Source organism: Geodermatophilus nigrescens (genome assembly GCF_900129495.1).
Taxonomy (GTDB): domain Bacteria; phylum Actinomycetota; class Actinomycetes; order Mycobacteriales; family Geodermatophilaceae; genus Geodermatophilus; species Geodermatophilus nigrescens.
On record NZ_FQVX01000001.1, the window covers coordinates 1,503,026 to 1,526,345 of the forward strand.

General features: G+C 76.8%; 28 protein-coding genes. 16 read left to right on the top strand and 12 right to left on the bottom strand.

The genetic code is table 11. The features are described 5' to 3' along the window. Nucleotides 1–190: 190 nt before the first annotated feature. Nucleotides 191–517, top strand: a complete 327-nt coding sequence (locus BUE37_RS07410) for a hypothetical protein (RefSeq protein ID WP_073419368.1) — start codon at nt 191–193, stop codon at nt 515–517. Nucleotides 518–524: 7 nt separating this feature from the next. Here BUE37_RS07410 and BUE37_RS07415 read toward each other — a convergent pair whose 3' ends face one another. After that, a complete protein-coding gene (locus tag BUE37_RS07415; protein ID WP_073419369.1) occupies nt 525–1,112 on the bottom strand; it encodes a M15 family metallopeptidase in 588 nt (195 codons plus the stop codon). 88 nt (nt 1,113–1,200) lie between these two features. On the opposite strand from BUE37_RS07415, the gene BUE37_RS07420 reads away from it, so the two are divergent. Further along, complete coding sequence (locus tag BUE37_RS07420; RefSeq protein WP_073419370.1) at nt 1,201–1,878, top strand: response regulator transcription factor; 678 nt, start codon at nt 1,201–1,203, stop codon at nt 1,876–1,878. Continuing rightward, entirely contained in the window at nt 1,875–2,972 is a 1,098-nt protein-coding gene (locus BUE37_RS07425; protein WP_073419371.1) for a sensor histidine kinase, read from the top strand. Before BUE37_RS07420 ends, BUE37_RS07425 begins: the two co-directional genes overlap by 4 nt. Here the strand turns inward: BUE37_RS07425 and dapB are convergent. Further along, on the bottom strand, nt 2,969–3,766 hold the full coding sequence (dapB, locus tag BUE37_RS07430; RefSeq protein WP_073419372.1) for a 4-hydroxy-tetrahydrodipicolinate reductase: 798 nt from the start codon (nt 3,764–3,766) through the stop codon (nt 2,969–2,971). The two genes, BUE37_RS07425 and dapB, sit on opposite strands and share 4 nt — an antisense overlap. A 10-nt stretch (nt 3,767–3,776) precedes the next feature. Continuing rightward, complete coding sequence (locus BUE37_RS07435; RefSeq protein ID WP_073419373.1) at nt 3,777–4,661, bottom strand: LysR family transcriptional regulator ArgP; 885 nt, start codon at nt 4,659–4,661, stop codon at nt 3,777–3,779. A gap of 72 nt (nt 4,662–4,733) precedes the next feature. On the opposite strand from BUE37_RS07435, the gene BUE37_RS07440 reads away from it, so the two are divergent. Further along, complete coding sequence (locus tag BUE37_RS07440; RefSeq protein WP_073419374.1) at nt 4,734–5,366, top strand: LysE/ArgO family amino acid transporter; 633 nt, start codon at nt 4,734–4,736, stop codon at nt 5,364–5,366. Nucleotides 5,367–5,372: 6 nt separating this feature from the next. On the opposite strand, the gene BUE37_RS07445 is transcribed toward BUE37_RS07440, so the two are convergent. Genes BUE37_RS07445 through helR form a run of 3 tightly spaced genes read right to left on the bottom strand, consistent with a single transcriptional unit; the run spans nt 5,373 to nt 8,377 of the window. Beyond that, complete coding sequence (locus BUE37_RS07445; protein ID WP_073419375.1) at nt 5,373–5,870, bottom strand: Clp protease N-terminal domain-containing protein; 498 nt, start codon at nt 5,868–5,870, stop codon at nt 5,373–5,375. A gap of 15 nt (nt 5,871–5,885) precedes the next feature. Then, entirely contained in the window at nt 5,886–6,107 is a 222-nt protein-coding gene (locus BUE37_RS07450; protein WP_083628482.1) for a hypothetical protein, read from the bottom strand. A gap of 32 nt (nt 6,108–6,139) precedes the next feature. Further along, nucleotides 6,140–8,377: an RNA polymerase recycling motor ATPase HelR gene (helR, locus tag BUE37_RS07455; RefSeq protein WP_073419377.1), complete on the bottom strand. Its 2,238-nt coding sequence runs from the start codon at nt 8,375–8,377 to the stop codon at nt 6,140–6,142. 115 nt (nt 8,378–8,492) lie between these two features. Between helR and BUE37_RS07460 the strand changes: the two genes are divergently transcribed. After that, nucleotides 8,493–9,125, top strand: a complete 633-nt coding sequence (locus tag BUE37_RS07460; RefSeq protein WP_217651145.1) for a maleylpyruvate isomerase family mycothiol-dependent enzyme — start codon at nt 8,493–8,495, stop codon at nt 9,123–9,125. Between the two features lie 41 nt (nt 9,126–9,166). Then, complete coding sequence (locus tag BUE37_RS07465; protein WP_073419379.1) at nt 9,167–9,808, top strand: hypothetical protein; 642 nt, start codon at nt 9,167–9,169, stop codon at nt 9,806–9,808. An 8-nt stretch (nt 9,809–9,816) separates the two neighbouring features. On the opposite strand, the gene BUE37_RS07470 is transcribed toward BUE37_RS07465, so the two are convergent. Next, on the bottom strand, nt 9,817–11,265 hold the full coding sequence (locus tag BUE37_RS07470) for an amino acid permease (RefSeq protein ID WP_073419380.1): 1,449 nt from the start codon (nt 11,263–11,265) through the stop codon (nt 9,817–9,819). Between the two features lie 140 nt (nt 11,266–11,405). Here BUE37_RS07470 and BUE37_RS07475 point away from each other — a divergent pair, with 140 nt between their 5' ends. Further along, complete coding sequence (locus BUE37_RS07475; protein WP_073419381.1) at nt 11,406–11,870, top strand: RidA family protein; 465 nt, start codon at nt 11,406–11,408, stop codon at nt 11,868–11,870. A gap of 4 nt (nt 11,871–11,874) precedes the next feature. Here the strand turns inward: BUE37_RS07475 and BUE37_RS07480 are convergent, their stop codons facing one another. After that, on the bottom strand, nt 11,875–12,825 hold the full coding sequence (locus BUE37_RS07480) for a helix-turn-helix domain-containing protein (protein WP_073419382.1): 951 nt from the start codon (nt 12,823–12,825) through the stop codon (nt 11,875–11,877). 183 nt (nt 12,826–13,008) lie between these two features. Here BUE37_RS07480 and BUE37_RS07485 point away from each other — a divergent pair, with 183 nt between their 5' ends. The 5 genes from BUE37_RS07485 (at nt 13,009) to BUE37_RS07505 (ending at nt 17,976) form a co-directional block, all read left to right on the top strand. Continuing rightward, nucleotides 13,009–13,860 (top strand): alpha/beta hydrolase, encoded by an 852-nt coding sequence (locus tag BUE37_RS07485; protein WP_073419383.1) that lies wholly within the window; start codon nt 13,009–13,011, stop codon nt 13,858–13,860. Then, nucleotides 13,857–14,633, top strand: coding sequence for an MBL fold metallo-hydrolase (locus tag BUE37_RS07490; RefSeq protein WP_073419384.1), 777 nt, complete (start codon nt 13,857–13,859; stop codon nt 14,631–14,633). The genes BUE37_RS07485 and BUE37_RS07490 overlap by 4 nt, the downstream gene beginning before the upstream one ends. Before the next feature lie 43 nt (nt 14,634–14,676). Then, on the top strand, nt 14,677–16,137 hold the full coding sequence (locus BUE37_RS07495; RefSeq protein WP_073419385.1) for a protein adenylyltransferase SelO: 1,461 nt from the start codon (nt 14,677–14,679) through the stop codon (nt 16,135–16,137). A gap of 52 nt (nt 16,138–16,189) precedes the next feature. Continuing rightward, complete coding sequence (gene ppk2, locus BUE37_RS07500; RefSeq protein WP_073419386.1) at nt 16,190–17,026, top strand: polyphosphate kinase 2; 837 nt, start codon at nt 16,190–16,192, stop codon at nt 17,024–17,026. Between the two features lie 251 nt (nt 17,027–17,277). Beyond that, entirely contained in the window at nt 17,278–17,976 is a 699-nt protein-coding gene (locus BUE37_RS07505) for a hypothetical protein (protein WP_139252847.1), read from the top strand. Between the two features lie 13 nt (nt 17,977–17,989). Here the strand turns inward: BUE37_RS07505 and BUE37_RS07510 are convergent, their stop codons facing one another. The 3 genes from BUE37_RS07510 to BUE37_RS07520 form a co-directional block, all read right to left on the bottom strand. Continuing rightward, nucleotides 17,990–18,559, bottom strand: a complete 570-nt coding sequence (locus BUE37_RS07510) for a hypothetical protein (RefSeq protein ID WP_073419388.1) — start codon at nt 18,557–18,559, stop codon at nt 17,990–17,992. 87 nt (nt 18,560–18,646) lie between these two features. Next, nucleotides 18,647–19,027 carry a hypothetical protein gene (locus tag BUE37_RS07515; RefSeq protein ID WP_073419389.1) on the bottom strand — a complete coding sequence of 127 codons (381 nt, stop codon included), beginning with the start codon at nt 19,025–19,027 and terminating at the stop codon, nt 18,647–18,649. Next, nucleotides 19,020–19,970, bottom strand: a complete 951-nt coding sequence (locus BUE37_RS07520; RefSeq protein ID WP_139252848.1) for an ABC transporter substrate-binding protein — start codon at nt 19,968–19,970, stop codon at nt 19,020–19,022. Before BUE37_RS07520 ends, BUE37_RS07515 begins: the two co-directional genes overlap by 8 nt. A 132-nt stretch (nt 19,971–20,102) precedes the next feature. Between BUE37_RS07520 and BUE37_RS23740 the strand changes: the two genes are divergently transcribed. From BUE37_RS23740 to BUE37_RS07540, 4 genes are all read left to right on the top strand, one after another. Then, nucleotides 20,103–20,594, top strand: coding sequence for a hypothetical protein (locus BUE37_RS23740; protein WP_073419391.1), 492 nt, complete (start codon nt 20,103–20,105; stop codon nt 20,592–20,594). Then, nucleotides 20,591–21,226: an SIMPL domain-containing protein gene (locus tag BUE37_RS23745; protein ID WP_073419392.1), complete on the top strand. Its 636-nt coding sequence runs from the start codon at nt 20,591–20,593 to the stop codon at nt 21,224–21,226. Before BUE37_RS23740 ends, BUE37_RS23745 begins: the two co-directional genes overlap by 4 nt. A 156-nt stretch (nt 21,227–21,382) precedes the next feature. After that, nucleotides 21,383–22,120 (top strand): hypothetical protein, encoded by a 738-nt coding sequence (locus tag BUE37_RS07535; RefSeq protein ID WP_073419393.1) that lies wholly within the window; start codon nt 21,383–21,385, stop codon nt 22,118–22,120. Continuing rightward, nucleotides 22,117–22,935, top strand: a complete 819-nt coding sequence (locus BUE37_RS07540) for an alpha/beta fold hydrolase (RefSeq protein WP_073419394.1) — start codon at nt 22,117–22,119, stop codon at nt 22,933–22,935. The genes BUE37_RS07535 and BUE37_RS07540 overlap by 4 nt, the downstream gene beginning before the upstream one ends. Nucleotides 22,936–22,959: 24 nt before the next feature. On the opposite strand, the gene BUE37_RS07545 is transcribed toward BUE37_RS07540, so the two are convergent. Further along, nucleotides 22,960–23,320, bottom strand: a 361-nt coding sequence (locus BUE37_RS07545) for an HNH endonuclease signature motif containing protein (protein WP_139252850.1), incomplete at its 5' end; no start/stop codon positions are given.

A 23,320-nucleotide genomic window follows, 5' to 3' on the forward strand; every position in this document is an offset into this window, starting at 1 on the left:
CGGGGCGCAGCCCTGCGCCATCGGTTGTGCGTACAAGATGTCCGTACAGTTGTACCCGTCACAGCAGCGGATGGGAAGAGCAGCCGCGGGGCGGCGTCCGGCCGTGTACGCCCGACGGTCGATGTCCGGCGGGCCGTCCGGCTGCGATGCTCGACCGCGTGCTCCTCGCCCAGCCCGTCATCCCGGCCTAGTGGAGCGCCTCCTGGGCGTCGCCTCGCTCGCCGTGGCCCTGTTCCTCGCCACGCTCGGCAGCTTCGGCGCGTCCTTCGGCGTCATGACGAACTGCACGAACACGTACAGCTGCACGGTGACCGGCTGCCGGCCCTGCAGCACGGCGCAGACCTGGCTGACCGCGGGGTGGGTGCTGCAGGGCGTCCTGCTCGTCGTCGGGCTGGTGCTGGTGGTCCTCGCCGCCCGGAGCCGGCCGCCGTGGGCGCGAGCCGCCGCGCTCGCCGTCGGGCCGGTGGCCCTGGCCGCCTTCGCCGCGACGACCGCGCTGGCCGTCGGCAGCTTCTAGCCGCTGCTCACGGCTGCATGCGGGGGTCCTCGGTGGGGTCCGCGTACGGGGCCGGGCAGCCGTCCTCGACGGCGGCCGGTCGGAACTCGTGGTGCCACGGCTCGTTGCCGTAGACCTGGCACAGCCCGAAGTCCGCGCCGTGTTGCGACAGCCACGACATGGCGTCCGTGGGCCCGACGTCGACTGCGTCTCCCGTCACGTGCGCCGACGTCTCCGCCGTCGCCACCCAGCGGGCCGCCTCCTCCAGGGAGCCGTACTCGTCGACCGCCTCGCGCAGCAGCTGGTCCTGGTACTCCGGCGACCGCCAGCCGCTGGTGACGACGAACTCCACGCCGTCGCGGGAGGCCGCCGACGCCGCCGCGCGAAGGGCGGCCAGCAGCTCGGCGTCGAGCCGGGACACCGCCGGGTACCGGTCGTCGAAGACGCCGGCGCCGTCGGGGAGCACGCCGTCGTCCACCGTGACGCCCACCGGCGGAGCGGGCGGGCTCCCGCTGTGCCGGAGGGACGGGGTGGGACCGGCGACCGCGCAGCCGGCGGCCAGGACCAGGGCGACGGCGGCCAGCGGCCGGGCGCGGCGGAGCAGGGGAGCGGGCATGCCCCGCAGCAAAGGCGCGGGCCTGTTGCCGGGGCGTATGCCGCCGTGGATACGCCGGCGATACGCCCCCGCTCCCTACCCTCGCCGCATGCGCGTGCTGATCGTCGAGGACGAGCCCGTGCTGGCCGGCGCCATCCGCGACGGGCTGGGCCTGGAGGCGATCGCGGCCGACGTCGCCGGCGACGGGCACGCCGCCCTCGAGATGCTCGCCGTCAACACCTACGACGTCGCCGTGCTCGACCGCGACGTCCCGGGCCCCTCCGGGGACGAGATCGCCCGGGGCATCGTCGCCTCGGGCAGCGGCCTGCCGATCTTGATGCTCACCGCGGCGGACCGGCTCGACGACAAGGCCTCCGGCTTCGAGCTCGGCGCCGACGACTACCTCACCAAGCCCTTCGCGCTGCGCGAGCTCGTGCTCCGGCTCCGCGCGCTCGACCGCCGGCGGGCCCACCACCGGCCGCCCGTGCGGGAGATCGCCGGTCTGCGGCTGGACCCCTTCCGCCGCGAGGTGTTCCGCGACGGCCGCTACGTCGCGCTGACCCGCAAGCAGTTCGCCGTCCTCGAGGTGCTCGTCGCCGCGGAGGGCGGGGTGGTCAGCGCCGAGGAGCTGCTCGAGCGCGCCTGGGACGAGAACGCCGACCCCTTCACCAACGCCGTCCGCATCACCATCTCCGCGCTGCGCCGGCGTCTCGGAGAGCCGTGGCTGATCGCCACCGTCCCCGGCGTCGGCTACCGGATCGAGGCCCCGGCCGGAGGCGGCCGGTGACCCGGGCGCCCGGCCCGAGCGTCCGCCTGCGCCTCACCCTCAGCTACGCCGGCCTCGTCGTCCTCACCGGCGCCCTGCTCCTGGCGGTCGTGTGGGTCTTCCTGCTCCGGTACGTGCCCGACGCCGTCCTGGTCACCGGCGGCGGTCCCGGACGCGGCCCCGGGCTGTTCGTCCCCAACCGCTCCGACCTCGAGCGTGCCTTCGTCCCGCGGGCCGCCGCGGCCCTCGCCTTCCTGCTGCTCGTCGGCCTCGCGGGCGGCTGGTTCCTCGCCGGCCGGGTGCTCGCCCCGCTGACCCGGATCACCGAGGCCACCCGCACCGCGGCGACCGGCTCGCTGTCGCACCGGATCGCGCTGCCCGGGCGGATGGACGAGTTCCGCGAGCTCGCCGACGCCTTCGACGGCATGCTCGCCCGGCTCGAGGCGCACGTCGCCGAGCAGCGCCGGTTCGCCGCGAACGCCTCCCACGAGCTGCGCACGCCGCTGGCGATCACCCGGACGCTCCTCGACGTCGCCCGGCAGGACCCCGGCCGCGACCCGGACGTCCTCGTCGAGCGGCTGCACGAGGTGAACACCCGAGCCATCGAGCTCACCGAGGCGCTGCTGCTGCTCAGCCGCGCCGACCACCGCCCGCCCGACCGCGAGCGGGTCGACCTGTCCCTGCTCGTCGAGGAGGCGGCCGAGACGCTGCTGCCCCTGGCGGAGTCGCTGGGCGTCCAGGTGCAGACCGCCGGCGAGGTCGCCTCCGCCTGCGGCTCGCCCGCCCTGCTGCTGCAGCTGACGGCGAACCTCGTCCAGAACGCGGTGGTGCACAACGTGCCCGGCGGCTGCGTGTGGATCTCGACGACGGCGCGTCCCGGCGCCGTGGTGCTCACGGTCGAGAACACCGGCGAGGAGCTCGCACCCGAGCTGGTCGCCACCCTGACCGAGCCGTTCCAGCGCGGCGGCCGGCGCGTCCGCACCGGGCACGCGGGCGTGGGCCTCGGCCTGGCGACCGTCGAGCGGGTGACCGCGGCGCACGACGGCGCGCTCACCCTGACGCCGCGCGCCGGCGGGGGCCTCCGCGTCACGGTGCGGCTGCCCGCCGCGGGTTAGCCGAACAGCAGCGTGTCGAGCCCGCGGCGCACGCCGGGCTGCTCGGCCACCCGGCGCACGGCGAGCAGCGTGCCGGCGACGTAGGGGTCCGGCGACTCGCCGGTGTCGTGCCGCATGACCAGCCGCTCGCCCGTGCCGCCGAAGACGATCTCGGTGCTGACGACGAAGCTCGGCAGCCGCACCGAGTGCACGCGGCTGCCGGCCACGTCCGCGCCGCGGGCCTCGACCGGGCCGTGCAGCTCCGCCAGCGGGACGGCGGGCAGCGGCGCCCGCACCTCGCCGAGGGCCTCCGCGAGCTGGCGCGCGGTCCCGCTCGGCACGTCGGGCTTGCCGGCGCTCGCGTAGTCGACGATCTCCCAGCGGTCGAGCTGCGCGGCGGCGAGCTTCGCGGCCTGCTGCAGGACGGCGGCCTGCAGGGAGAAGTTGCCGGCGGCGACCACGCCCACGCCGCGGTCACGGGCGAGCCGGTCGAGGTCGGCGTAGTCCGCGGCGGTCAGCCCGCTGGTGCCGACGACGGCGTGCACCCCGGCGGCGACGGCGGTCTCCACGTGACCGCGCACCGCGGTGGCGCTCGTGTAGTCGACCAGGACGTCGACCTCGGCCGCGGCGAGCGCGCCGGCCACGGTCGCGTGCACCAGGCCCTCGGCGGTCGAGGCGGTGGCCTCCGACAGCGCCCGGCCCGCCGCGGACCGGGAGACCCCGGCGACGAGCTCGAGGTCCTCGGCGGCATCGATCGCCGCCAGGACGGGCGGTGCGGTCCAGCCGGTCACCCCGGCGAAGCAGACGCGGATCACGGGCCCGACCCTAGGGGTGGTCCAGCTCCCGCCCGGCCGCCGCGAGCACGGCCTCCCGGACGCGGTCGAGCGTCGCCGAGCGCAGCTTCCACTGCTGCCAGTACAGGGTGACCTCGACGGCGGCGGACGGGTCGAGGTCCGTCAGCTGCGCGTCGAGGTCGCGCGCCTGCAGGTCGGGCACCATGCCCCAGCCGAGGCCGAGCGCGACGGCGCGGACGAAGTCGGCCGAGGCCGGCACGAAGTGCAGCGGGGGAGTGGCGTCGCTGCCGGCCCAGGCGTGCAGCAGCCGGTGCTGCAGCTCGTCCTCGCGGTCGAAGACGACGACCGGCGCCCGCGCCAGGCCCTCGGCGGTGAGCCCGTCGGGGAACCAGCGCCGCGCGAACGGCGGGGCGGCCATCGGCCGGTAGCGCATCGAGCCGAGCCGGGTGGAGGTGCAGCCGGGCACCGGCTCGGCCTCCGCCGTCACCGCCGCCATCACCGTGCCGGCGCGCAGCAGGGCGCTGGTGTGCTCCTGGTCGGCGCGGTGCAGGTCGAAGCAGACCTCCCCGGCCAGCGGCGCCAGCGCGGGCAGCACCCACGTGGCCATCGAGTCGGCGTTGACGGCCACCGGCAGCGTCGGGACGGCCGCGGTCGCCGGGTCGTCGCCGAGCTCGCGGGCGACGTCGGCGGTGAGCAGGTCGACCTGCCGCGCGAGGCGCAGGACCGCCTGCCCCGACTCGGTCACCCGCACCGGCTTGCTGCGCACGAGCAGGATCCGGCCGGTGGCCACCTCCAGCGCGCGCAGCCGCTGGCTCACCGCCGACGGCGTCACGTGCAGCGCCCGCGCCGCCGCCTCCAGCGTCCCGCCCCGCACCGTCGCGTCCAGTGCCCGCAGCTGCGCCAGGTCCAGCTCCACGGACAGCGAGGCTAACGGTGCAACAGGATCCTTAGCTGGACCCGTGGTGCGGCACTTCCTAGCGTCGGGCACGTGCCCACGACGCCCGCCCTGCTCGCCGCCGCCTCCGGACTCGCGCTGGGCCTGGGCCTGATCGTCGCGATCGGCGCGCAGAACGCCTTCGTCCTGCGCCAGGGCCTGCGCCTCGAGCACGTCGCCGCCGTCGTCGCGGTGTGCGCCCTGTCCGACCTCGCCCTCATCCTCGCCGGCGTCGCCGGAGCCGGTGCGGCGCTGGACCGGCTGCCCTGGCTGGTGCCCGTCGTCTGTTTCGCCGGCGCCGCCTTCCTCCTCGGCTACGGCGCGTTCGCCGCCCGGCGGGCGCTGCGGCCGGGGACGCTGCTGCCCGACGCCGGCGGGATCCGCGCCGGCCTCGCGGTCACCGTCGGCACCTGCCTCGCGCTCACCTGGCTGAACCCGCACGTCTACCTCGACACCGTCGTCCTGCTCGGGTCGACGGCCTCCACCTACGGCGAGCAGCGGTGGGCGTTCGCGGCGGGGGCGGGGCTGGGCAGCGTCGTCTGGTTCACCGCGCTCGGGTTCGGCGCGCGGCTGCTGCGCCCGGTGTTCGCCCGCCCCGCCGCCTGGCGGGTCCTCGACGGCGTCATCGCCGCCGTGATGACCGCCCTCGCCGTCTCCCTCGCCGCCCGCGGGTTCGCCGAGCTCTGAGCCGGCTCAGCCGATCCCGGCCTCGGCCTCCGCGGCCGCGCGCAGCCGGTCGCGGTCGACGCCGAGCGCGGCCAGCGCGCGGGCCGCCGTGCCGTGCTCGAGCCGGGCGGTCGCGACGACGACGTGCGCGCCGGTCAGCCCGCCCCGCCCGGCCTTCGCCAGCGCGACGGCGTCCTGGAACACCTGCTGCGCCTGCGGCGTCGAGCGGAAGGCGCCCGTCGGCGCCGCCTGGAGCGCGGGCGCTGCGGGGGCGGGCCCGGCCTCGATCCCGACGGCGGCCAGCGCGCCGGCGTGCGCCTCCTCGACGGCGGCGCGCAGCCGCTGCGGCTCGACGCCGACCCGGGCGAGCGCGCGGCCGGCGGTCCCGTCGGGCAGCGTCGTCGCGGCCAGCAGCAGGTGCTCCGCGCCCGGCGCGTCCTCCCCGCCTGCCCGCGCCTCCGCCTCGGCCGTCGTCAGCAGCTGCTCGATCGTGCGCACGTCCCGCACGGCGGTCAGGAGCCCCATGGTCTGTCCTCTCGGTCAGGAGCCGCGCCGGGCGCGGACCTCGGATGCGAACTTCTTGTGCGCGGCCTGGCCGCTGATCCCCAGCGCCTCGCCGACCTGGGCCCACGTCCAGCCCTGGCCGATCGCCTCGGCCACCGCCGCGGACTCCAGCCGGCCCGCGAGCCGGCGGAGGGCCACGACGGCGGCCAGGGCGGCCTCCGGGTCCTCGGGACCCGGGAGGGACTGCAGCTCGGCCATGTCCATCAACCTAGGTTGATGACAAGTACCCGTCAACCCTGGTTGATGGGCGAGGTCAGGACGACGAGCCGCGACGTCGCGCGGGTCATCGCCACGTACCGGTCCACCGCGCCCTCGACCCCGGTGCCGAGGCGGTCGGGGTCCATGAGCACCACCAGGTCGAACTCCAGCCCCTTCGCCAGCACCGGCGTCAGCGACCGGACCCGCTCGCTCCCGCGGAACCCCGGCGCCCCGATCACGCACGCGGTGCCCTCGGCGTGCGCGGCCAGCCAGCCGTCGACGACCGCGGACAGCTCCGCGGCCGCCCCGTGCGAGACGGGGACGCCGCTGCTGCGGACCGACGTCGGCACGTTCGCGTCCGGCAGCGCCGCCCGGATGACGGGCTCGGCCTCGGCCATCACCTCCGCCGGCGTCCGGTAGTTCACCGTCAGCGAGGCCACCGACACCTCGGGGACGCCGACCCGCGCCAGCCGCTCCTCCCACGACTCGGCGAACCCGTGGCGTGCCTGCGCCCGGTCGCCCACCACGGTCAGGCTCCGCGACGGGCAGCGCAGCAGGAGCATCTGCCACTCGGCGTCGGTGAGCTCCTGCGCCTCGTCGACGACGACGTGCGCGAACGGGCCGGCCAGCGCGTCGGGCGTGGGGGCGGGCAGCGCGGCGTCGTCGACCAGGGCGCCGCGCAGGTCCTGTCCCCGCAGCATGGACATCACGCCCATGTCGGAGTCGTCGGTGGTGATGAGGTGCTCCACGACGTCGGACATCCGGGCGCGGTCGGCGGCCACCTCGGCCTCCCGCCGGCGGCGGAGCCGGGCCGCGGCCGGGTCGCCGAGCCGCTGCCGGGCGGCGTCGAGCAGCGGCAGGTCCGCGACCGTCCACGCGGCCGGGTCCGGGCGCTGCAGCAGCGCGACCTCCTCCGGCGTCAGCCAGGGCGCGCAGCGCCGCAGGTAGGCCGGCACCGACCACAGGTCGCCGACGAGGTCGGCCGGCTCGAGCAGCGGCCAGGCCCGGCCGAACGCGCCGACCAGCTCGCGGTTGCCCGCCAGCGCCCGGCGGTACCGCGCGTGCGGGTCGGAGTGCCCGAGCCCGTAGGCGTCGAACTGGTCGTCGTCCTCGTCGTCGCCGTCGTCGTCCTCGTCGGTCTCCTCGGTCAGCTTGTCGACCAGGACGTCGAGCAGCGCCTCCCACACCCGGTCCCGGGCGTCGTTGTGCCGCGACCCCGGCTCGGCCGCCGCGAACGCCTCCGACCAGTCGGCCGGGTCGAGCCGCACGTCGCCCCACGGCGTGACGACGTCGGTGCCGGTGGCCGGCGGCACCTCGTAGAGGCGGACCGCGGGCTCGACCGCCGCCACCATCCGGGCGTCGGCCTTGAGCCGGGCCACCTCCGGGTCGGGCTCGGGGACGGCGGCGGCGCCCTCGGGCACCAGGTCGCGCAGGGTGCAGGTGCGCACGCCCTCCTCGCCGAGGCCGGGCAGCACGTCGGCGACGTAGGTCAGGTAGGGCCGGCTCGGGCCGACGAACAGCACGCCGCCGCGCCGGTGCCCGAGCCGCGGGTCGGCGTAGAGCAGGTAGGCGGTGCGGTGCAGGGCGACGACGGTCTTGCCGGTGCCCGGGCCGCCGTCGACGACCAGCGCCCCGCGGGAGCCGGCGCGGATGATCGCGTCCTGGTCGGCCTGGATGGTGCCGAGGACGTCGCGCATCCGCGGCGACCGGCTGGTGCCGAGGCTCGCGACGAACGCCGACTGGTCGTCGAGCGCGGCGTGCCCCTCGAGCCCGTCGGGGGTGAACACCTCGTCCCAGTAGTCGGTGATCCGGCCCCGGGTCCAGCGGTACCGGCGCCGGCTGGCCAGGCCCATCGGGTCGGCGTGGGTGGCGCCGAAGAACGGCTCGGCGGCGGGGGAGCGCCAGTCGACCAGCAGCCGCCCGCCCGCGCCGTCGGTCAGCCCCAGCCGGCCGACGTAGACCGGCGCCCCGCCGTCGGCGGGCACCATCCGGCCCAGGCACAGGTCCAGGCCGAAGCGGCGCAGCGTCCGCAGCCGGGCGGTGAGCCGGTGCACCTCCAGGTCGCGGTCGAGCGCCTCCTGGCCGGTCCCGCCCGGCGCGCGGCGCTCGGCGTCGAGCCGGCCGGAGAGCTCGGCGACCGTGCGCCGGAGGCTGTCGGCCATCGCGGCGAAGTGCGCCTCGTCGGCGGCCACGAGGGCCGGGGCGGCCTTCGCGGCGAGGCGGGCGGGGAGGTCGAACGCGCTGGTCGGGAGGGAAGTCTGTGCAGCCACGGCCGGGGATCCTCGACCCCTCCCCGGGTCTTGCCGCAAGCCCCGGCAGGCGCTATACGTTGAGGTGGGACGAGGAACGGCGATGAGTGTCGCCCGCCTCCCGGGTCCCTCCCGCGTGACGACGACCGCGGTCGACCACTGGCCCCTCATCCACGCCGAGCGCCGCGCGCTGGCGGCCGACCTGCGCGGCCTGGACGAGGACCGGTGGGCCACGCCCTCGCTGTGCGGCGGGCTCACCGTCCGCGAGGTGCTCGCCCACCTGACCGCCGGCGCGCGCCTCGGCGGGTTCCGCTGGCTGGCCGGGGCGCTGCGCCCCCGGGTCGACCCCGACCGGCAGGTGGCGGTGCACCTGCGCGCGCACCTGGGCAGCTCCGGCGCGGACACCCTGGCCCGCTTCGAGCGGGTCGTCGCACGCACCACCGCCCCGCCGCTGCCGCGGATCGCGCTGCTCGGGGAGGTGGTCGTGCACGGCGCCGACGTGCGCCGGCCGCTCGGGCTCCCCGGCACTCCACCGATCGACGTCCTCACCCGCGTGGCCGCCTACTCCTCCCGCGGCGACCGGGCGGCCGCCGCGCGCGGCCGCGCCGCCGGCCTCCGGTTGGAGGCCACCGACGGGCCGTTCGCCGCCGGGGCCGGGCCGCTCGTCCGCGGCCCGACCCTGGCCCTGGTCATGGCGACGGCCGGCCGCGCCGCCTTCCTCGGCGACCTGTCCGGCGACGGCATCCAGGTGCTGCGCGCCCGCTGCTGAGCGAGCGGGTCGGCGGCCGCCGGCCCGGGTAGGCGGTCGGCATGCCCCTCCGTTCCCTGGACCCGCTCGCCGTCCCCCGTGCCCTCACGTCGTCGGCCCTCGCGCTCGGGACGGCGGTGCGCGGTGCCCGGGTGTTCCACCCGCGGGGCGCCGCGCGGGCCGCGACGGTCGAGACCGACGGCGGGGGCTCGTGGGGCGCGCGGCTGCTCGACGAGGCCGGCCGGCACGACGCCGTCGTCCGGATCTCCCGGGGGGCCGGGCTGCCCGAGCCGTTGCCCGACGTCGTCGGCCTGGCGGTCCGGCTCGACGGGCTCGGCCGCGGCGGCGGGCCGCTGGACCTCCTGGTCAACACCGCCGGCGGCCCGCCCGGACTGCGGCACGTGTTCCTGCCCGCGCCGCTGGGCCGCACGTTCTCCTCCGTGCTGCCCTACCGCACCGGCAGCGGGCGCACCGTCCTGCTCGGCGCGCGGGAGGCCGGCGACGGCTACGACCTGCTGGCCGCCCCGCTCGCCGGCGGCTGGGCGCGGTGGGGCCGGCTCACCCTCGGCGACCCGCTGCCGAGCACGGTGTCGGAGGAGCTGCGGTTCCGGCCGACGCTCGGCGCCGACGACCTGCAGCCGGTCGCGCTGTTCCGCGCCGTGCGGGACCTGTCCTACCGGCTGAGCCAGGCCGTCCGTCCCTGACGGTCCGCTCAGACGTCGGCCTGCCGGCGGTGGTGGGGGCTGTCGGGGTTGAGCAGCGAGTGCTTGCGGCCGTAGGCGAAGTAGAGGACCAGCCCGATGAGCAGCCAGACCCCGAAGCGCGCCCAGGTCTCCCACGGCAGCTGCCAGATCAGGAACAGCGACGCGAGGACCCCGAAGGCGGGCACCACGGGCATGAGGGGCAGGCGGAACGAGCGCGGCGTGTCCGGGCGCGTGTAGCGGAACAGGATGACCGCGACGCAGACGACGATGAACGCCGACAGGATGCCGATGTTCGTCAGGTCGGCCACGGCGCGGATGGGGAAGACGCCGGCCAGCACGGCCGACCCGACGCCGGCAATCCAGGTGACCCGCTGCGGCGTGCCGCTCCGGTCGACCTTCGCGAACCACGGGGGCAGCAGCCCGTCGCGGCTCATGGAGAACCAGACGCGGGTGACGCCGAGCAGGAAGGTCAGCATCACCGTCAGGATCGACAGCACCGCGAAGACCGAGATGATGCTGGCGATCACCGGCAGGCCCACGCCCTCGAAGGCCGAGGCGAAGCCGGCGGTCGGGTCGATGTCGCGGTAGTCCTGCATCCCGGTGAGCACCAGGGTGGCGGCGACGTAGAGCAGCATCGCGATGACCAGCGACAGGATGATCGCCCTGGGCATGTGCCGCTTGCCGTCCTCCGCCTCCTCGGCGGCGGTGCTCATGGCGTCGTAGCCGAAGACCGCGAAGAACACGGTGGCCGCGCCGGTGAGCACCGGGCCGAAGCCCGAGGGCAGGAACGGGTCGTAGTTGCCGGCCTCGACGTAGAACACGCCGAGCCCGATGATGCCGAGGATCAGCAGGATCTTGACGGCGACGGCCACCAGCTCGAAGCGGCCGAAGGTCTTCGTGCCGCGGCTGAGGATGAACGTGACGAGCAGGCAGATCAGGACGGCGGGGACATTGACGACGCCGCCCTCCTCCGCCGACGCGGTGAGCGACGTCGGCAGGGTGAGCCCGAGGTTGTCCAGCAGCTCCCCGAGGTAGCCGGAGATGCCGATCGCCACGACCGCGACGATCGCGATGTACTCCAGGAGCAGGTCCCAGCCGATGAACCAGCCGATGACCTCGCCGAGGGCCACGTAGCCGTAGGTGTAGGCGGACCCGGCCCGCGGGATCATGCCGGCGAACTCGGCGTAGGACAGCGCCGCGGCCGCCGACGCCAGGCCGGCGATGAGGAACGCGATGAGCACGGCCGGGCCGACGCCCTCGTTGCTCTCGTCCCCGGCGGCCACCAGCCCAGCCAGCGAGAAGATGCCGACGCCGATGATGCCGCCGACGCCGATCGCGGTCAGCTGCCACAGGCCCAGGCTCTTGGCGAGCGCGCCGCCGGCGGTGCGCTCCTCCTCGTCGTGCATCGACTCCACCGGCATGCGCCGCCAGATCGAGTGCGCATCGCGGGTGCTCATGGGCGTCCCCTCGTCGCTGGCCCCGTGGTGGGGGAGAGGGTGCTCCCACCGCGCCCGATCGGCAAAGCGGAGGGGCGCGCCGGCCCACGGGCCGCGCGCGGGGGCTCGCGCCGGACCGGCGGCAGGACCAGCATCGGCGCATGGACGTCGACGCGAGACTGCGCGAGCTCGGCCTGGAGCTGCCCGAGCCGATGACCCCGGCGGGTAACTACCTCCCCGCGAAGGCGGCCGGCGACCTGCTGTACCTGTCCGGCATGGGGCCGATCCGCCCCGACGGGACCCTCGTGGCCGGCAAGGTGGGCGACGGCGGCCTCGACCTCGACACCGCGCGGGAGGCGGCCCGGCTCACCGGCCTGCAGATGCTCGCCGCGATGCGCGCGGAGCTCGGCGACCTCGACCGCGTCCGCTCGGTGGTGAAGCTCTTCGGGATGGTCAACTGCCGGCCCGGCTTCACCCGCACGCCCGCGGTGATCGACGGCTGCTCGGACCTGCTCGTCGCGGTCCTCGGCGACCGCGGCCGCGGCGCCCGCTCGGCGGTGGGCATGGCCGAGCTGCCCTTCGACATCGCCGTCGAGATCGAGGCCGTCGTCCAGGTCGCTCCCTGACGGCTCAGCCGGCGGCGGCCCGCTGCCACTCCCGCGGGCTCATCCCGTACGCCGCGCGGAAGCGGCGGGCGAAGTGGCTGGCGTCGGCGAAGCCGCACGCGCGGGCGGTGGCGGCGATCGGCCGGTGCCGCCCCGCGGGGCTGGCCAGCCGTGACCGCGCGGCCTCGAGCCGGCCGGCGATCACCTCCTGCTCCAGGCTCGCGCCGGCCGCCGCGAACGCCTTGTAGAGGTGCCGCACCGAGACGCCGTGGGCGCGGGCGACCGCGGCCGGCGTCAGCGCGGGGTCGGTGAGGTGCCGGGCGACGTGCGCGCGCACGCGGGTCACCAGCGTGTCCTCGCGCACCGCGGGGCCGTGCCGGTCGTCGCCGGCCGCCGAGACGACCAGGGCCCGCAGCAGCTCGACGGTCGCCGTCCCCAGCGCCGCGGCGCCCGGGTCGGCCGACAGCTCCGGCGCGGCGTCGGCCAGCCGCTGCAGGTGGTCGCGGACCAGGTCGTGCAGCGGGCTCGCGCGCAGCCGCGGCGTCGCCCGGCGGACGACGTCGACCGGCAGCCCCAGCCGGTCCAGCGGGACCAGCACCGCCCGCGACCCGCCGCCGGTCGCGCAGCCGAAGCCGTAGGGCGAGCTCATGTCGACGAGCATCAGGTCCCCGCCCTGCACGTGCTGCTCGTGGCCGAGCTGGTCGAACTCGCCGCGGCCGCGGTGCTGGAAGGCCAGGGCCACCACCGCGTCGTCGTCGCGGGACACGTGCCGGCGGGTGCGGACCATCCGGAACCGCGTGGCGTCGGTGGCCAGCAGCGTCACCGACCCGTACGGCCACGCCTGCATCCGGGCCGCCATGGCCCCGGGGTCCTCGCGGTGCTCGACGCGGCAGGGCGCGGCGGCCTCCTGCATCGCCACGCGGAAGGCCTCGGCGCGGTCGGTGCGGGGCAGCGGGGCGGTGTCGAAGAGCAGCATGGCGCCGTCCTGGGCTGGTCTGCGGAGGTCCCCGTGGACGGCGACGAGCCTGGCAGAGCGGCCGCGCGCCGGGAAGCAGCGGACGTGCGGGCAGGGACCGTGGTCGTGCAGGCAGGGCACGGTCGGCCCGGCGTCCCGCTGCCAGGCTCCCGATCACCGGCCACCACCTGCGAGGGAGCGACCATGACCGTGCCGCCGTCAGCCCAGCCGCCCGTCCCCGACACCATCGTCCTCGTCCACGGCTTCTGGGTGACCCCGCGCAGCTGGGAGCACTGGAAGGCGCACTACGAGGCGCGCGGGTTCCGCGTGCTGACGCCCACCTACCCCGGTTTCGAGGTGGAGGTCGAGGCGCTCGTCGCCGACCCGACGCCGGTGGCCGAGGTGACGCTGCCGGCGATCGTCGACTCCATCGCCGACGTGGTCCGCGGCCTCGACCGCCCGCCCGTCCTGATCGGCCACTCGGCCGGCGGCACGATCGTGCAGCTGCTGCTCGACCGCGGGCTCGGCGCGTGCGGTGTGGTGCTCAACTCCGCGCCCACCGAGGGCGTGCGGGTGGTCCCGCTGTCGCAGCTGCGCTCGACGTGGGCGGTGCTCAAGAACCCGGCCAACCGGCACCGCGCCGTCGGGCTGACCGAGGAGCAGTGGCACTACGCGTTCACCAACACGTTCTCCGAGGAGGAGTCCCGGGAGCTGTACCGGCGCTACCACGTGCCGGCGTCGGGCCGGATCCTGTGGAACTCGGTGCTGGCCAACCTGATGCCCGGCCCGCAGGACGCGCACGTCGACTACGCCAACCCGGCCCGCCCGCCGCTGCTGTTCGTCTCCGGCGGGGAGGACCACATCATGCCGCCGGCGATCCAGCGGTCGAACGCGGCGCACTACCGCGGCGAGCCGGTGCCCGAGCTGCGCGAGTACCCCGGCTACGCCCACCTGCTGCCGGCCCAGCCGGGGTGGGAGCGGATCGCCGACGAGGTCCTCGACTGGGCGCTGGCCCACGCCACCGGCGCCCGGACCGAGCCGGCCGGGGCGCAGTGAGGCTGACGCACGTCGGCGGGCCGACGCTGCTCGTCGAGGTCGACGGGTGGCGGCTGCTCACCGACCCCACCTTCGACCCGCCCGGTCGCTCCTACTCCTTCGGCTGGGGCACCGGGTCGACGAAGACCGCCGGTCCGGCGCTGACGCCGGAGGACCTGCTGCCGGTCGACGCCGTCCTGCTCACCCACGACCACCACGCCGACAACCTCGACGACGCCGGCCGGGCGCTGCTGGACCGGGTGCCGGTGGTGGTGACCACCGCGCCGGGCGCCCGGCGGCTCGGCGGGGACGCCCGGGGGCTGCGGCCCTGGGAGTCGACGGTGCTCGCGAGTCCGGGGCTGGCGCCGCTGGAGGTCACCGCCACGCCGGCGCGGCACGGCCCGCCGCTGAGCCGCCCGGTGGTCGGCGACGTCGTCGGGTTCGCGCTGCGGGAGCCGGGCCGGACCGACGGCGTGCTGTGGATCTCCGGGGACACGGTCGCCTTCCGCGGGCTCCGGGAGGTCGCCGAGCGGCTGCGGGTCGACGTCGCCGTGCTGCACCTGGGCGGCGTGCGGTTCCCGGTGAGCGGGCCGCTGCGGTACTCGATGACCGGGCGGCAGGCGGCGCGGGTGGCCAGGCTGACCGCGCCGCGGGTGGTCGTGCCGGTGCACCACGAGGGGTGGAGCCACTTCCGGCAGGGCCGCGCGGGCGCCGAGCGGGAGCTCGCGGCGGCGCCGGAGGACGTGCGGCGGCGGTTCCGGTGGGTCGAGCGCGGGGTCGCGACGGAGGTCTGAGCGGCGGGGGTCCGAGCGGCGCCGCGCTCGTAGACTGGCCGGGGTGAGTGCCGCGCCCGCCGCCCCGACCGTCGCCCTCGGCGACCGGTTCGCCCGCACCCTGCCGGAGATGGCGGTGCCCTGGCAGGCCGCCGGGGTGCCCGAGCCGCGGCTGCTGGCCCTCGACGACGACCTGGCCGCCGAGCTCGGCCTCGACGCCGCCGCGCTGCGCACCCCCGCCGGGCTGGGGCTGCTCACCGGCACCGCGGTCCCCGAGGGCGCCCGGCCGGTCGCGCAGGCCTACGCCGGCCACCAGTTCGGCTACTACAACCCGCGCCTCGGCGACGGCCGGGCGCTGCTGCTCGGCGAGCTGACCGACCGCGCGGGCCGGCTGCGCGACCTGCACCTCAAGGGGTCGGGTGGCACGCCGTTCTCCCGCGGTGGCGACGGGTTCGCCGCGGTCGGGCCGATGCTGCGCGAGTTCGTCGTCGGCCGGGCCCTGCACGCGCTCGGCATCCCGACCACGCGCGCGCTCGCCGTCGTCGCCACCGGCCGGCCGGTGCGGCGCGAGACGGTGCTGCCCGGCGCGGTCCTGGCGCGGGTGGCGGCCAGCCACCTGCGGGTCGGCAGCGCGCAGTACGCGCGCGCCACCGACGACCGCGACCTGCTGCGGCGCCTGGCCGACGAGGCGATCGACCGGCACCACCCGGCCGCGGCGGACGCGCCGAACCGGTACCTGGCGCTGTACGAGGCCGTCGTCGCCGCGCAGGCCCGGCTCGTGGCGCGGTGGATGCTCGTCGGGTTCGTGCACGGCGTGATGAACACCGACAACGTGACGCTGTCCGGCGAGACCATCGACCTCGGGCCCTGCGCGTTCATGGAGGGCTACGACGCCGACGCCTGGTACAGCTCGGTCGACCAGGGCGGGCGCTACCGGTACGGCAACCAGCCGCTGGTGGCGGAGTGGGACCTCGCCCGGCTCGCCGAGGCGCTGCTGCCGCTGTTCGCCGAGGAGCAGGAGGAGGCGGTCGAGCTCGCCGTCGCCGCGCTGGGCGGCTTCCGCCCCGCCTACGACGCCGCGTGGCTCGGCGGGTGGCGGGCCAAGCTGGGCCTGCCGGCCGGACTCGACGACGCCGTCGCCACCGCGCTGGTCACCGACCTGCTCGACCTGCTGCAGGCCGGGAAGGTCGACCTGACGTCCTTCGCGCGCCGGCTGTCGTCGGCGGCCCGGGGCGACGCCGAGCCGGTGCGCCGGCTGGTGCTCGACCTCGCCGGCATCGACGCCTGGCTCGAGCGGTGGCGGGCGACCGGCCCGGACGCCGGCGCGATGGACCGGGTCAACCCCGTGTACGTGCCGCGCAACCACCTCGTGGAGGAGGCGCTGGCCGCCGCGACCGCCGGCGACCTCGCGCCGTTCGACCGGCTGGTCGACGTGGTGAGCCGGCCGTTCGAGGAGCGCTCGGGGCTGGAGCGCTACGCCGAGCCCGGCCCGGCCGGCCCGTACGTCACCTTCTGCGGCACCTGAGGGCGCGCGGCCGCCCGGTTGCCCCCGGACGGCGGCGGGTCGATGCTGCGGCATGGCCACCAAGCAGCGGTCCGGGCACTCCGTCGAGGAGGCGCCGACCTCCACCGGCAAGGTCGACACGGCCTGGTACGAGAAGGAGGTCGCGCGGCTGCAGGTCGAGCTGGTGAAGCAGCAGGAGTTCATCCGCGCCCGCGGGCTGCGCGTCGTCGTCGTTTTCGAGGGACGGGACGCGGCCGGCAAGGGCGGCGCGATCCAGCGGATCACCGAGACCCTCAACCCGCGGGCCGCGCGGGTCGTGGCGCTCCCGGCGCCGACCGAGCGCGAGCGCGGGCAGTGGTACTTCCAGCGCTACGTGGCGCACCTGCCCACCCGCGGCGAGATGGTCCTGCTCGACCGGTCCTGGTACAACCGCGCCGGCGTCGAGCGGGTCATGGGGTTCTGCACCGACGAGGAGTACGAGGAGTTCCTCCGCTCCTGCCCGGAGTTCGAGCGGATGCTCGTGCGCAGCGGGATCGTGCTGGTCAAGTACTGGTTCTCCGTCAGCGACACCGAGCAGGAGAAGCGCTTCCAGAAGCGGCTCGAGGACCCGACGAAGCGCTGGAAGCTCAGCCCGATGGACCTCGAGGCGCGCAACCGCTGGGTCGACTTTTCCAAGGCCAAGGACGCGATGTTCGCCGCCACCGACATCCCCGAGGCGCCGTGGTGGGTGGTCGAGGCCGACGTGAAGAAGCGCGCCCGGATCAACGTGATGACCCACCTGCTCGCCCAGGTGCCCTACGAGGACCTCACGCCGGAGCCGCCGCAGCTGCCGCCGCGCCCGCCGGTCGACGAGGACTACGTCCGCCCGCCCAAGGACAGCCAGCGCTTCGTCCCCGACGTCGTCCCGTGAGCCCCTCCCGCGGGTGAGGCGTCCGCGGCGCGACCTGCCCGACGATGTCGGGCGTGGCACAGCGCGCGCGGGGAACGTGGTCGGCCGGTGAGGTCGGGATGGCCGTCGCCATCCCGCTGCTCGCGGCCGGCGCGCTGGTCGTCGCGCTGACCGGCCCGGGCGGGGCGCCGTCCGCCGCGACAGCGTCCCCTCCGGTCGCGTCCCCTCCGGTCGGTGCGCCCGTGTCCGGCACGCCGTCGGGAGGTGTGCAGGTGGATCCCGACGTACTGGCGCAGGGTGAGCCCCACGTGGAGCCCGACGGCGAGGTGACCGGCTGGACGACCGACCCGGCGTTCCTCGTCTCCCCGGGGGACACGCAGGACGCCGTCGAGGCGGTCCTGGACGCGGCGGACCGCATGGTGAGGGTCGAGGAGTCGGGGCGAGAGCTCGAGGTGTGGGAGTCGTCCGACGCGTACACCGCACCCTGGACCGGGGTGTACCGCACCGGGCAGGGGCTCGTGGTGGCCGTCGACACCGAGGGCTACCTGGCACGGGCGCACGGCGAGGGCCTCGTCGCGGTGCTCGTCGACTCGCTCAGCGCCCGCGGGGTCAGCGCCTCGGTCAGCGCCGCACCGGAGGTCGTCGAGACCGACGAGCCGATCGAGCGGCCGGCCCCGCCGGCCCGGGACCGCTCCGCGGACCTGACCTTCGTCTGGCGCCCCGTCGGCACGTGGACGACGACCGGCGTCCCCTACACCGAGTCCGAGTACTGGTGCGCCGACGGCCGCTGGACCCGCGACCGTTCAGAGGCGGCGTCCTTCCAGGGGCGGGCGCCCGAGGGCCTGGTCGACTCCCTCCGGGCGCAGCCGCAGCCCGAGCGCACCGGCGAGGTGACGACGATCATCCTGCCCGCCGACCCGGCGTACGAGCCGTTGCCCCTGCCGCCCGAGGAGATCCGCGCACCCCGGTGAGCGAGCGGCCCGTTCAGCCCAGCAGCTCCGGGACGACGGCCGCGCAGAAGTCGTCGGTGCGACCGGTCGACCCCTTCGTCAGGCCGCGGTCCTCGAGGACCTCACCGGTCGCCGCGTCGATGACGAGCTGGAAGCGGACCTGCCCGGGGTTGCGGGCGATGGCCTTCCCGTCCGAGCCGTAGGTGGTGGCGTTGCCCGTCGCCAGGAGGTCGACGAGCAGGCGGCCGCGGCCGAGGTCGGTGACCAGCAGGTCCTTCTCCAGGACGCGGCTGGTGGAGGTCACGACGTCGGCGCGCAGCACGGTCCCGTCGGCGGCGACGACGGAGAGGGACTCCTCGACGGTGCCGTGCTGCATGAAGTACAGGAGACCGCCGGCACGCCTCGGGGCCACGCTGTACCGGGCCTCGACGTGGGTCTCGGCCGAGACGGTCAGGCCGGGTTCACCGCAGAAGTCTGTGAACGTCGTGGTGGACGTGTCACTGATGACGCCCCGCTCGGGCGGCGCCGCCACGGCGGTGCCGGCGGTGAGGAGGGCGGTGCCGGCGGTCAGCACCCCGATCGTCGTCGCCCGGACCGCGTGCATGGCTCCTCCTGCCGGTGGGGGACCGAGGTCCCGCACGTTGCTCCGCACCGCGCCCCCGGGACAGAGGCCAACTCCCCTGTGCGCTGGTCAGGCGGCCGCGCCCAGCCGCTCGCGCACCCAGGCGACCGCGGCGTCGTGGTCGTCGAAGGTCCGCTGCGGATAGCCGGGGCCGTGGTCGTCGGATGCGCCGTCGCGCGTGAGCGACCGGTACCGGCGCTCGTCGAGGACGTCGGCCCAGGCGGCGATCGCGGGGACGTGCGCCGGCAGGTCCTCCGCGGCCCACCGCTCCAGGGCGGCGCGGCCGTCAGCGGTGGGCGCGCCGAGCAGGCGCCGGTCGAGGACGACGCCGAAACGGTCGCCCGCGGACGACAGCGCCGTCGCGATCAGCCCGATGTGCTCCGCGGTGAGCCGGCCGACGAGCGCCACGTGCAGGACGTCGCCGTCCCAGGCGGCCGTGGACTCAGACACCGGTGAACTCCGCGAACCGCTCGGGCGCCTCGGCGCCGGTGGCTGCCGTCCCGCCGTCGAGGAGGACGGCGCGCAGGTCGTCGAGCACCCACGCGACCGAGAAGGCCGACGCCGACAGCCACACCTCGCCGCTCACCTCGTGCACCGCGTCGTCGCGGACGGCCTGCAGCCCGCTCCACAGCGGCGACCCGGTGAGCCCCTCGGTGAGGTACGGCCCGCCGGCGAGGAGGAAGAGGACGTCGCCGTCGTGGTCGGTCAGCGTCTCCGCGCCGAAGAGCGCGAAGGGGCTCTCGGCGCTGCCCGCGGTCTCCTGCGCCGGCGGCCGGGTGAGGCCGACCCCGGCGAGCAGCGAGCCGACGGCGGTCGCGCCGGGCGGTGAGAAGAAGCCGCCGTTGTCGCCGACGACGGAGACGACCGACCCGGCCACGCCCGCCTCCTGGAGGTCGGCGGCGAGGTCCGCCGTCTGCTCGTCGAGCCGCTCGCGGACGGCGGCGGCCTCGTCCTCGCGGCCGAGCGCCCCGGCCACCGTGGCCAGCTGCTCGTCCCAGCCGGCGGTGTAGTCGACGACCGTGGTGGGGGCGATGGCCTCGAGCTGCGCCTCCGCCGCGACGGTGGTGGGCAGCGAGACCCCGATGACGACGTCGGGGTCCGCGGCGGCCACGGCCTCGGGGTCGAGGGCGTCGCCGTAGGGCTGGGTCGGGAGGTCGAGGTCGTCGAAGACGGCGGACGTCGACTCGTAGGCGAAGGCCTCGAGGACCAGGTCGGGCTCGACGCCCAGGGCGAGCGCGTGCATGGCCGCGAAGTCGTCGAGCGCCACGACCACCTGGTCGTCGGCGCTGCCGCCGGACGTCGGTGCGGCGGCGGTGGGCTCGTCGTCGGTGCCGCACCCGGCGAGGACGAGCAGACCGGCGGCGGCGCAGGAGGCGATGCGGAGACGGGTCACGGACACAGGGATAGTGAGGACAGCCTTGCCTCACAAGACGGTCCGGCGTCCGTTCTCGATCCGCTGTGCTCCGGGGGTGGGAGGAGGCGGCGCGCGGACCTACGCTCGGGGCTCCCGGCGGAGGGGGCTGCCATGGAACGGATCCCGGACTCGCTGCCGGTGCTCGGCCGCGGCCGGCACCGCACACCCGCACGCGGCGCGTGCTTCCTCGAGTACACGGCGCTGCTGGCGGGCGAGGCGTTCACCGACGCGCCGCGCTGCGTCGACGCCGAGCTCGCCGCCGTGCTGCGGCACGCCAACGACGTCCTCTCCGACGCCGACCGGCCCCGGCTGCTGCCGCTGCTCGGCCGCGCGATCGGCCTCGTCGCCCCGGGACCGGCGACGGGCCGGCTGCAGCGCCGGGTCGCGCAGGACCTCGCCGCCGCCGTCGGGAGCCCGCTGTCGGCGGAGGAGCTGCGGTGGGTGCGGGCGGGCGCCGTCGACCGGCTGTTCTGGTCGCTGATGTTCGAGCCGGTGCCGGTGAGCACCTCGCCGGCGTGGGTGGCCCGGCTGGTGGAGCGCCTCGACCTGCTGCACGGCTGCTTCGAGGCGGCGCTGGCCGTGCCCGCGCGGTCGCGCGTGTGACCGCTGTCGTGCGCGTCCGCGGGGAGGCGAGCGCCGAGCACGCGCCGGACGCCGCGGTGCTGGCGGTGCACGCCCGCGCGGTGTCGCCGTCGTCGCGGGCCGAGGCCCTGGAGCGGGCCTCGGCGCTGGCGGCGGGCCTGCGCGCGGCGCTCGAGCCGGCGGCCGGGGTGCGCCGGGTGGTGCTGTCGCGGGTGTCGGTGCACGAGCGGCACGCCTGGGACCCCGACACCGGCCGGCACCGGCCCGATGGGTGGGAGGCGTCGGTGAGCGGGTCGGTGCGGGTCGACGCCGGCGCGGCCGACTCCGTCGCCGAGGTGGCCGCCGGCGCCGGTGCGGAGATCGGCGGGGTGGCGTGGGAGCTCGACGACCCCGCGTCCGCGCGGCGCGCCGTCCGCCGGGATGCCGTCGACGCCGCCCGGGAGGCCGCCGAGGATCTCGCCGACGCCGTCGGCCGGCCGCTGGGCGCGCTGGTGGAGCTGGCCGACGCGGGGCTGTCGTCGACGACGGCCGGAGGGCCCGAGCTCATGATGGCCAAGGGCCGCGGCGCGATGGGCGGGGAGCCCGAGCTGCACCTCGACCCGCAGGACGTGACGGTGCACGCCGTCGTCGAGGCCACCTACGCCCTGGACTGACCGGCCGGGCGTGCCATGATCGGCCCGGCCGGCGCGGCCCCCGACCGGGGACCCCCGCCGGCCCCGACCCGCGACGCACCCCGCGGGCCCGGCGCCGGCGCGGCACCTCCCGCCGCCACCCCGCCGCGGCCCGGGGCGCGCCCGCGTGGAGACGCCATGACCGCCACCGCACCCCACCCGCCGTCGCCCTGGCCGGGCTCCCGGCACGAGACCGAGCACCGCTGGCAGCTCGACGGCGCCCGCACGCTCGACGACGTGGTCGCCCGGCTCACCGCGCTCGCGGCCGAGCTGCGGGCCGCACATGCCGCCGGGTGGGTCCCGGCGCAGCCGCTGCGCGACGGCCACCTGCTCGCCACGCGGCCCTCCCGCCGGGCGCGCGCCCGCGACGGGGTCGCCGTCCCGCCCGGGGACGGGCAGGCGCCGCCGCTGCCGCTCTGGCGGGTGCGGGTGGTCGACGAGCCGCCGGTGCCGGGCGACGACGTCCTCGACCTCGACGCCGTGCCGCGGACGCCCGTGGTCGCGTGGGACCGCTCCGGTCCGCGGCAGGTGTCGGGCACCGGGCTCGCCGCCGGGGTGCTCGACGTGCTCGGCCGGCAGGTGACGGCGGCCGACGCGGGGGAGCGCCGGTGGGCGGTGGTGCCGGCGCGCGTGGGGCCGGGCCACGACCTGGTCGCCGACGCCGCCGCGCTGCGCGTGCACGCGGTCGAGGACGGCGCGCTCGTGCGCACGACGGAGGCGCTGACCTTCCGGCACGCCGCCGACCGGGCCGCCACGCTGGCCGACGCCGCCGCGGCCTACGAGCGGCTGGCGCGGGTGGCCGCGGCGATGGCCGCCGCCGGTGGCCGGCTGGCCGACTCCGACGACGGGCTGCTGACCGTCCGGTACGGCCGATGAGTGCGGTGGACCTGCACGCCGACGTCCTGGGACGGGCCGACGGACCGACGGTGCTGGTGCTGGCCGGTGGCGCGGCGGCCCACCCGTCCTACCTCGGGGACCTGGCCGGGCTGGGGGAGCGGTACCGGCTGGTCGTGCCGCACCTGCGCGGGGTCGGCCGGTCGAGCGCCGCGCCGCTCGCCTCACGGTGGGAGCAGGGGGACGACGTCGACCGGCTGCGGGCCTCGTCCGGTCTGGACCGGTGCGCGGTCGTGGCGCACTCGGCCGGCACCCGCCTCGCGGTGGCGTACGCGGCTCGCTTCCCGGAGCGCCTCTCGGCGCTGGTGCTGGTGACGCCGCCCGCCGAGTACCTGGTGGACGTGCCGTCCGACGTCCCGGACCTGCTGGCCGCCCGGGCGGGGGAGCCGGCCGTGGCGTCGGCGCTGGCAGCGCTCGAGGAAGGCCCCGGCCTCACCGACGACGACTTCACCGCCTGGCGCCTGCGCACCGCGCCGCTCGGCTACGCCCGGTGGGACGCCACGACGCGCGCGCACGCGGAGGGGATGCGGTACTCGCTCGCCGCGGCCCGGGCGTTCATGGCCGGGGACGCCCCGGACGGCCTCCGCGACCGGCTGGCCGCGGTGACCGCACCGGTCCTCGTCGTCGCGGGCGCGCAGGACACGGCCGCCGGCTGTGTGCCGGTGCTCGCGGTGGCCGACGCCTTCCCCCGCGGGGAGGCCGCGGTCGTCGACGGCTGCGGCCACTTCCCGTGGGTGGAGCAGCCGGCCGCCTTCCGTGCCGTCGTGGGGTCGTTCCTCGACCGGGCTCTCGGCTGACGCGCGCGCCGTCGCGGGCGCGCGTCAGAACGGCGGCGGCTCGGGTGCCGTCGGCGGTGGCGGGTCGGGTTCGGGTGGTGGGGGTGGTCGCATGCCCGGTGGGCGGGTGGTGCGGGTGATGCCCGACGGGGTGGTCACCGTCAGCACCCCGTCCGGTGAGAGGGAGAAGTGCCAGCCGCGGGCGAAGGTCTTGAGGCGGTGGTGGCTGCGGCACAGGCAGCAGAGGTTGGCGCAGTCGGTTCGGCCGCCGTGTGCGTGGGGGATGACGTGGTCGGCGTCGGCCCAGCCGACGCGCTGGCCGCAGGTGGGGAAGCGGCAGGTGCGGTCGCGGGTGCGCACGAACCGCTGCTGCGGCCGGGTGGGCGTGTAGCCGTCGGTGGGCTCG

Bases quoted from the DNA above. Each gene is read 5' to 3' on its own strand.
- BUE37_RS07415 (WP_073419369.1), bottom strand. From the start codon at position 1,112: ATGCCCGCTCCCCTGCTCCGCCGCGCCCGGCCGCTGGCCGCCGTCGCC.
- BUE37_RS07420 (WP_073419370.1), top strand. From the start codon at position 1,201: ATGCGCGTGCTGATCGTCGAGGACGAGCCCGTGCTGGCCGGCGCCATC.
- BUE37_RS07445 (WP_073419375.1), bottom strand. From the start codon at position 5,870: ATGGGGCTCCTGACCGCCGTGCGGGACGTGCGCACGATCGAGCAGCTG.
- BUE37_RS07450 (WP_083628482.1), bottom strand. From the start codon at position 6,107: ATGGCCGAGCTGCAGTCCCTCCCGGGTCCCGAGGACCCGGAGGCCGCC.
- BUE37_RS07465 (WP_073419379.1), top strand. From the start codon at position 9,167: ATGCCCCTCCGTTCCCTGGACCCGCTCGCCGTCCCCCGTGCCCTCACG.
- BUE37_RS07470 (WP_073419380.1), bottom strand. From the start codon at position 11,265: ATGAGCACCCGCGATGCGCACTCGATCTGGCGGCGCATGCCGGTGGAG.
- BUE37_RS07475 (WP_073419381.1), top strand. From the start codon at position 11,406: ATGGACGTCGACGCGAGACTGCGCGAGCTCGGCCTGGAGCTGCCCGAG.
- BUE37_RS07480 (WP_073419382.1), bottom strand. From the start codon at position 12,825: ATGCTGCTCTTCGACACCGCCCCGCTGCCCCGCACCGACCGCGCCGAG.
- BUE37_RS07485 (WP_073419383.1), top strand. From the start codon at position 13,009: ATGACCGTGCCGCCGTCAGCCCAGCCGCCCGTCCCCGACACCATCGTC.
- ppk2 (WP_073419386.1), top strand. From the start codon at position 16,190: ATGGCCACCAAGCAGCGGTCCGGGCACTCCGTCGAGGAGGCGCCGACC.
- BUE37_RS07510 (WP_073419388.1), bottom strand. From the start codon at position 18,559: ATGCACGCGGTCCGGGCGACGACGATCGGGGTGCTGACCGCCGGCACC.
- BUE37_RS23740 (WP_073419391.1), top strand. From the start codon at position 20,103: ATGGAACGGATCCCGGACTCGCTGCCGGTGCTCGGCCGCGGCCGGCAC.
- BUE37_RS07535 (WP_073419393.1), top strand. From the start codon at position 21,383: ATGACCGCCACCGCACCCCACCCGCCGTCGCCCTGGCCGGGCTCCCGG.
- BUE37_RS07540 (WP_073419394.1), top strand. From the start codon at position 22,117: ATGAGTGCGGTGGACCTGCACGCCGACGTCCTGGGACGGGCCGACGGA.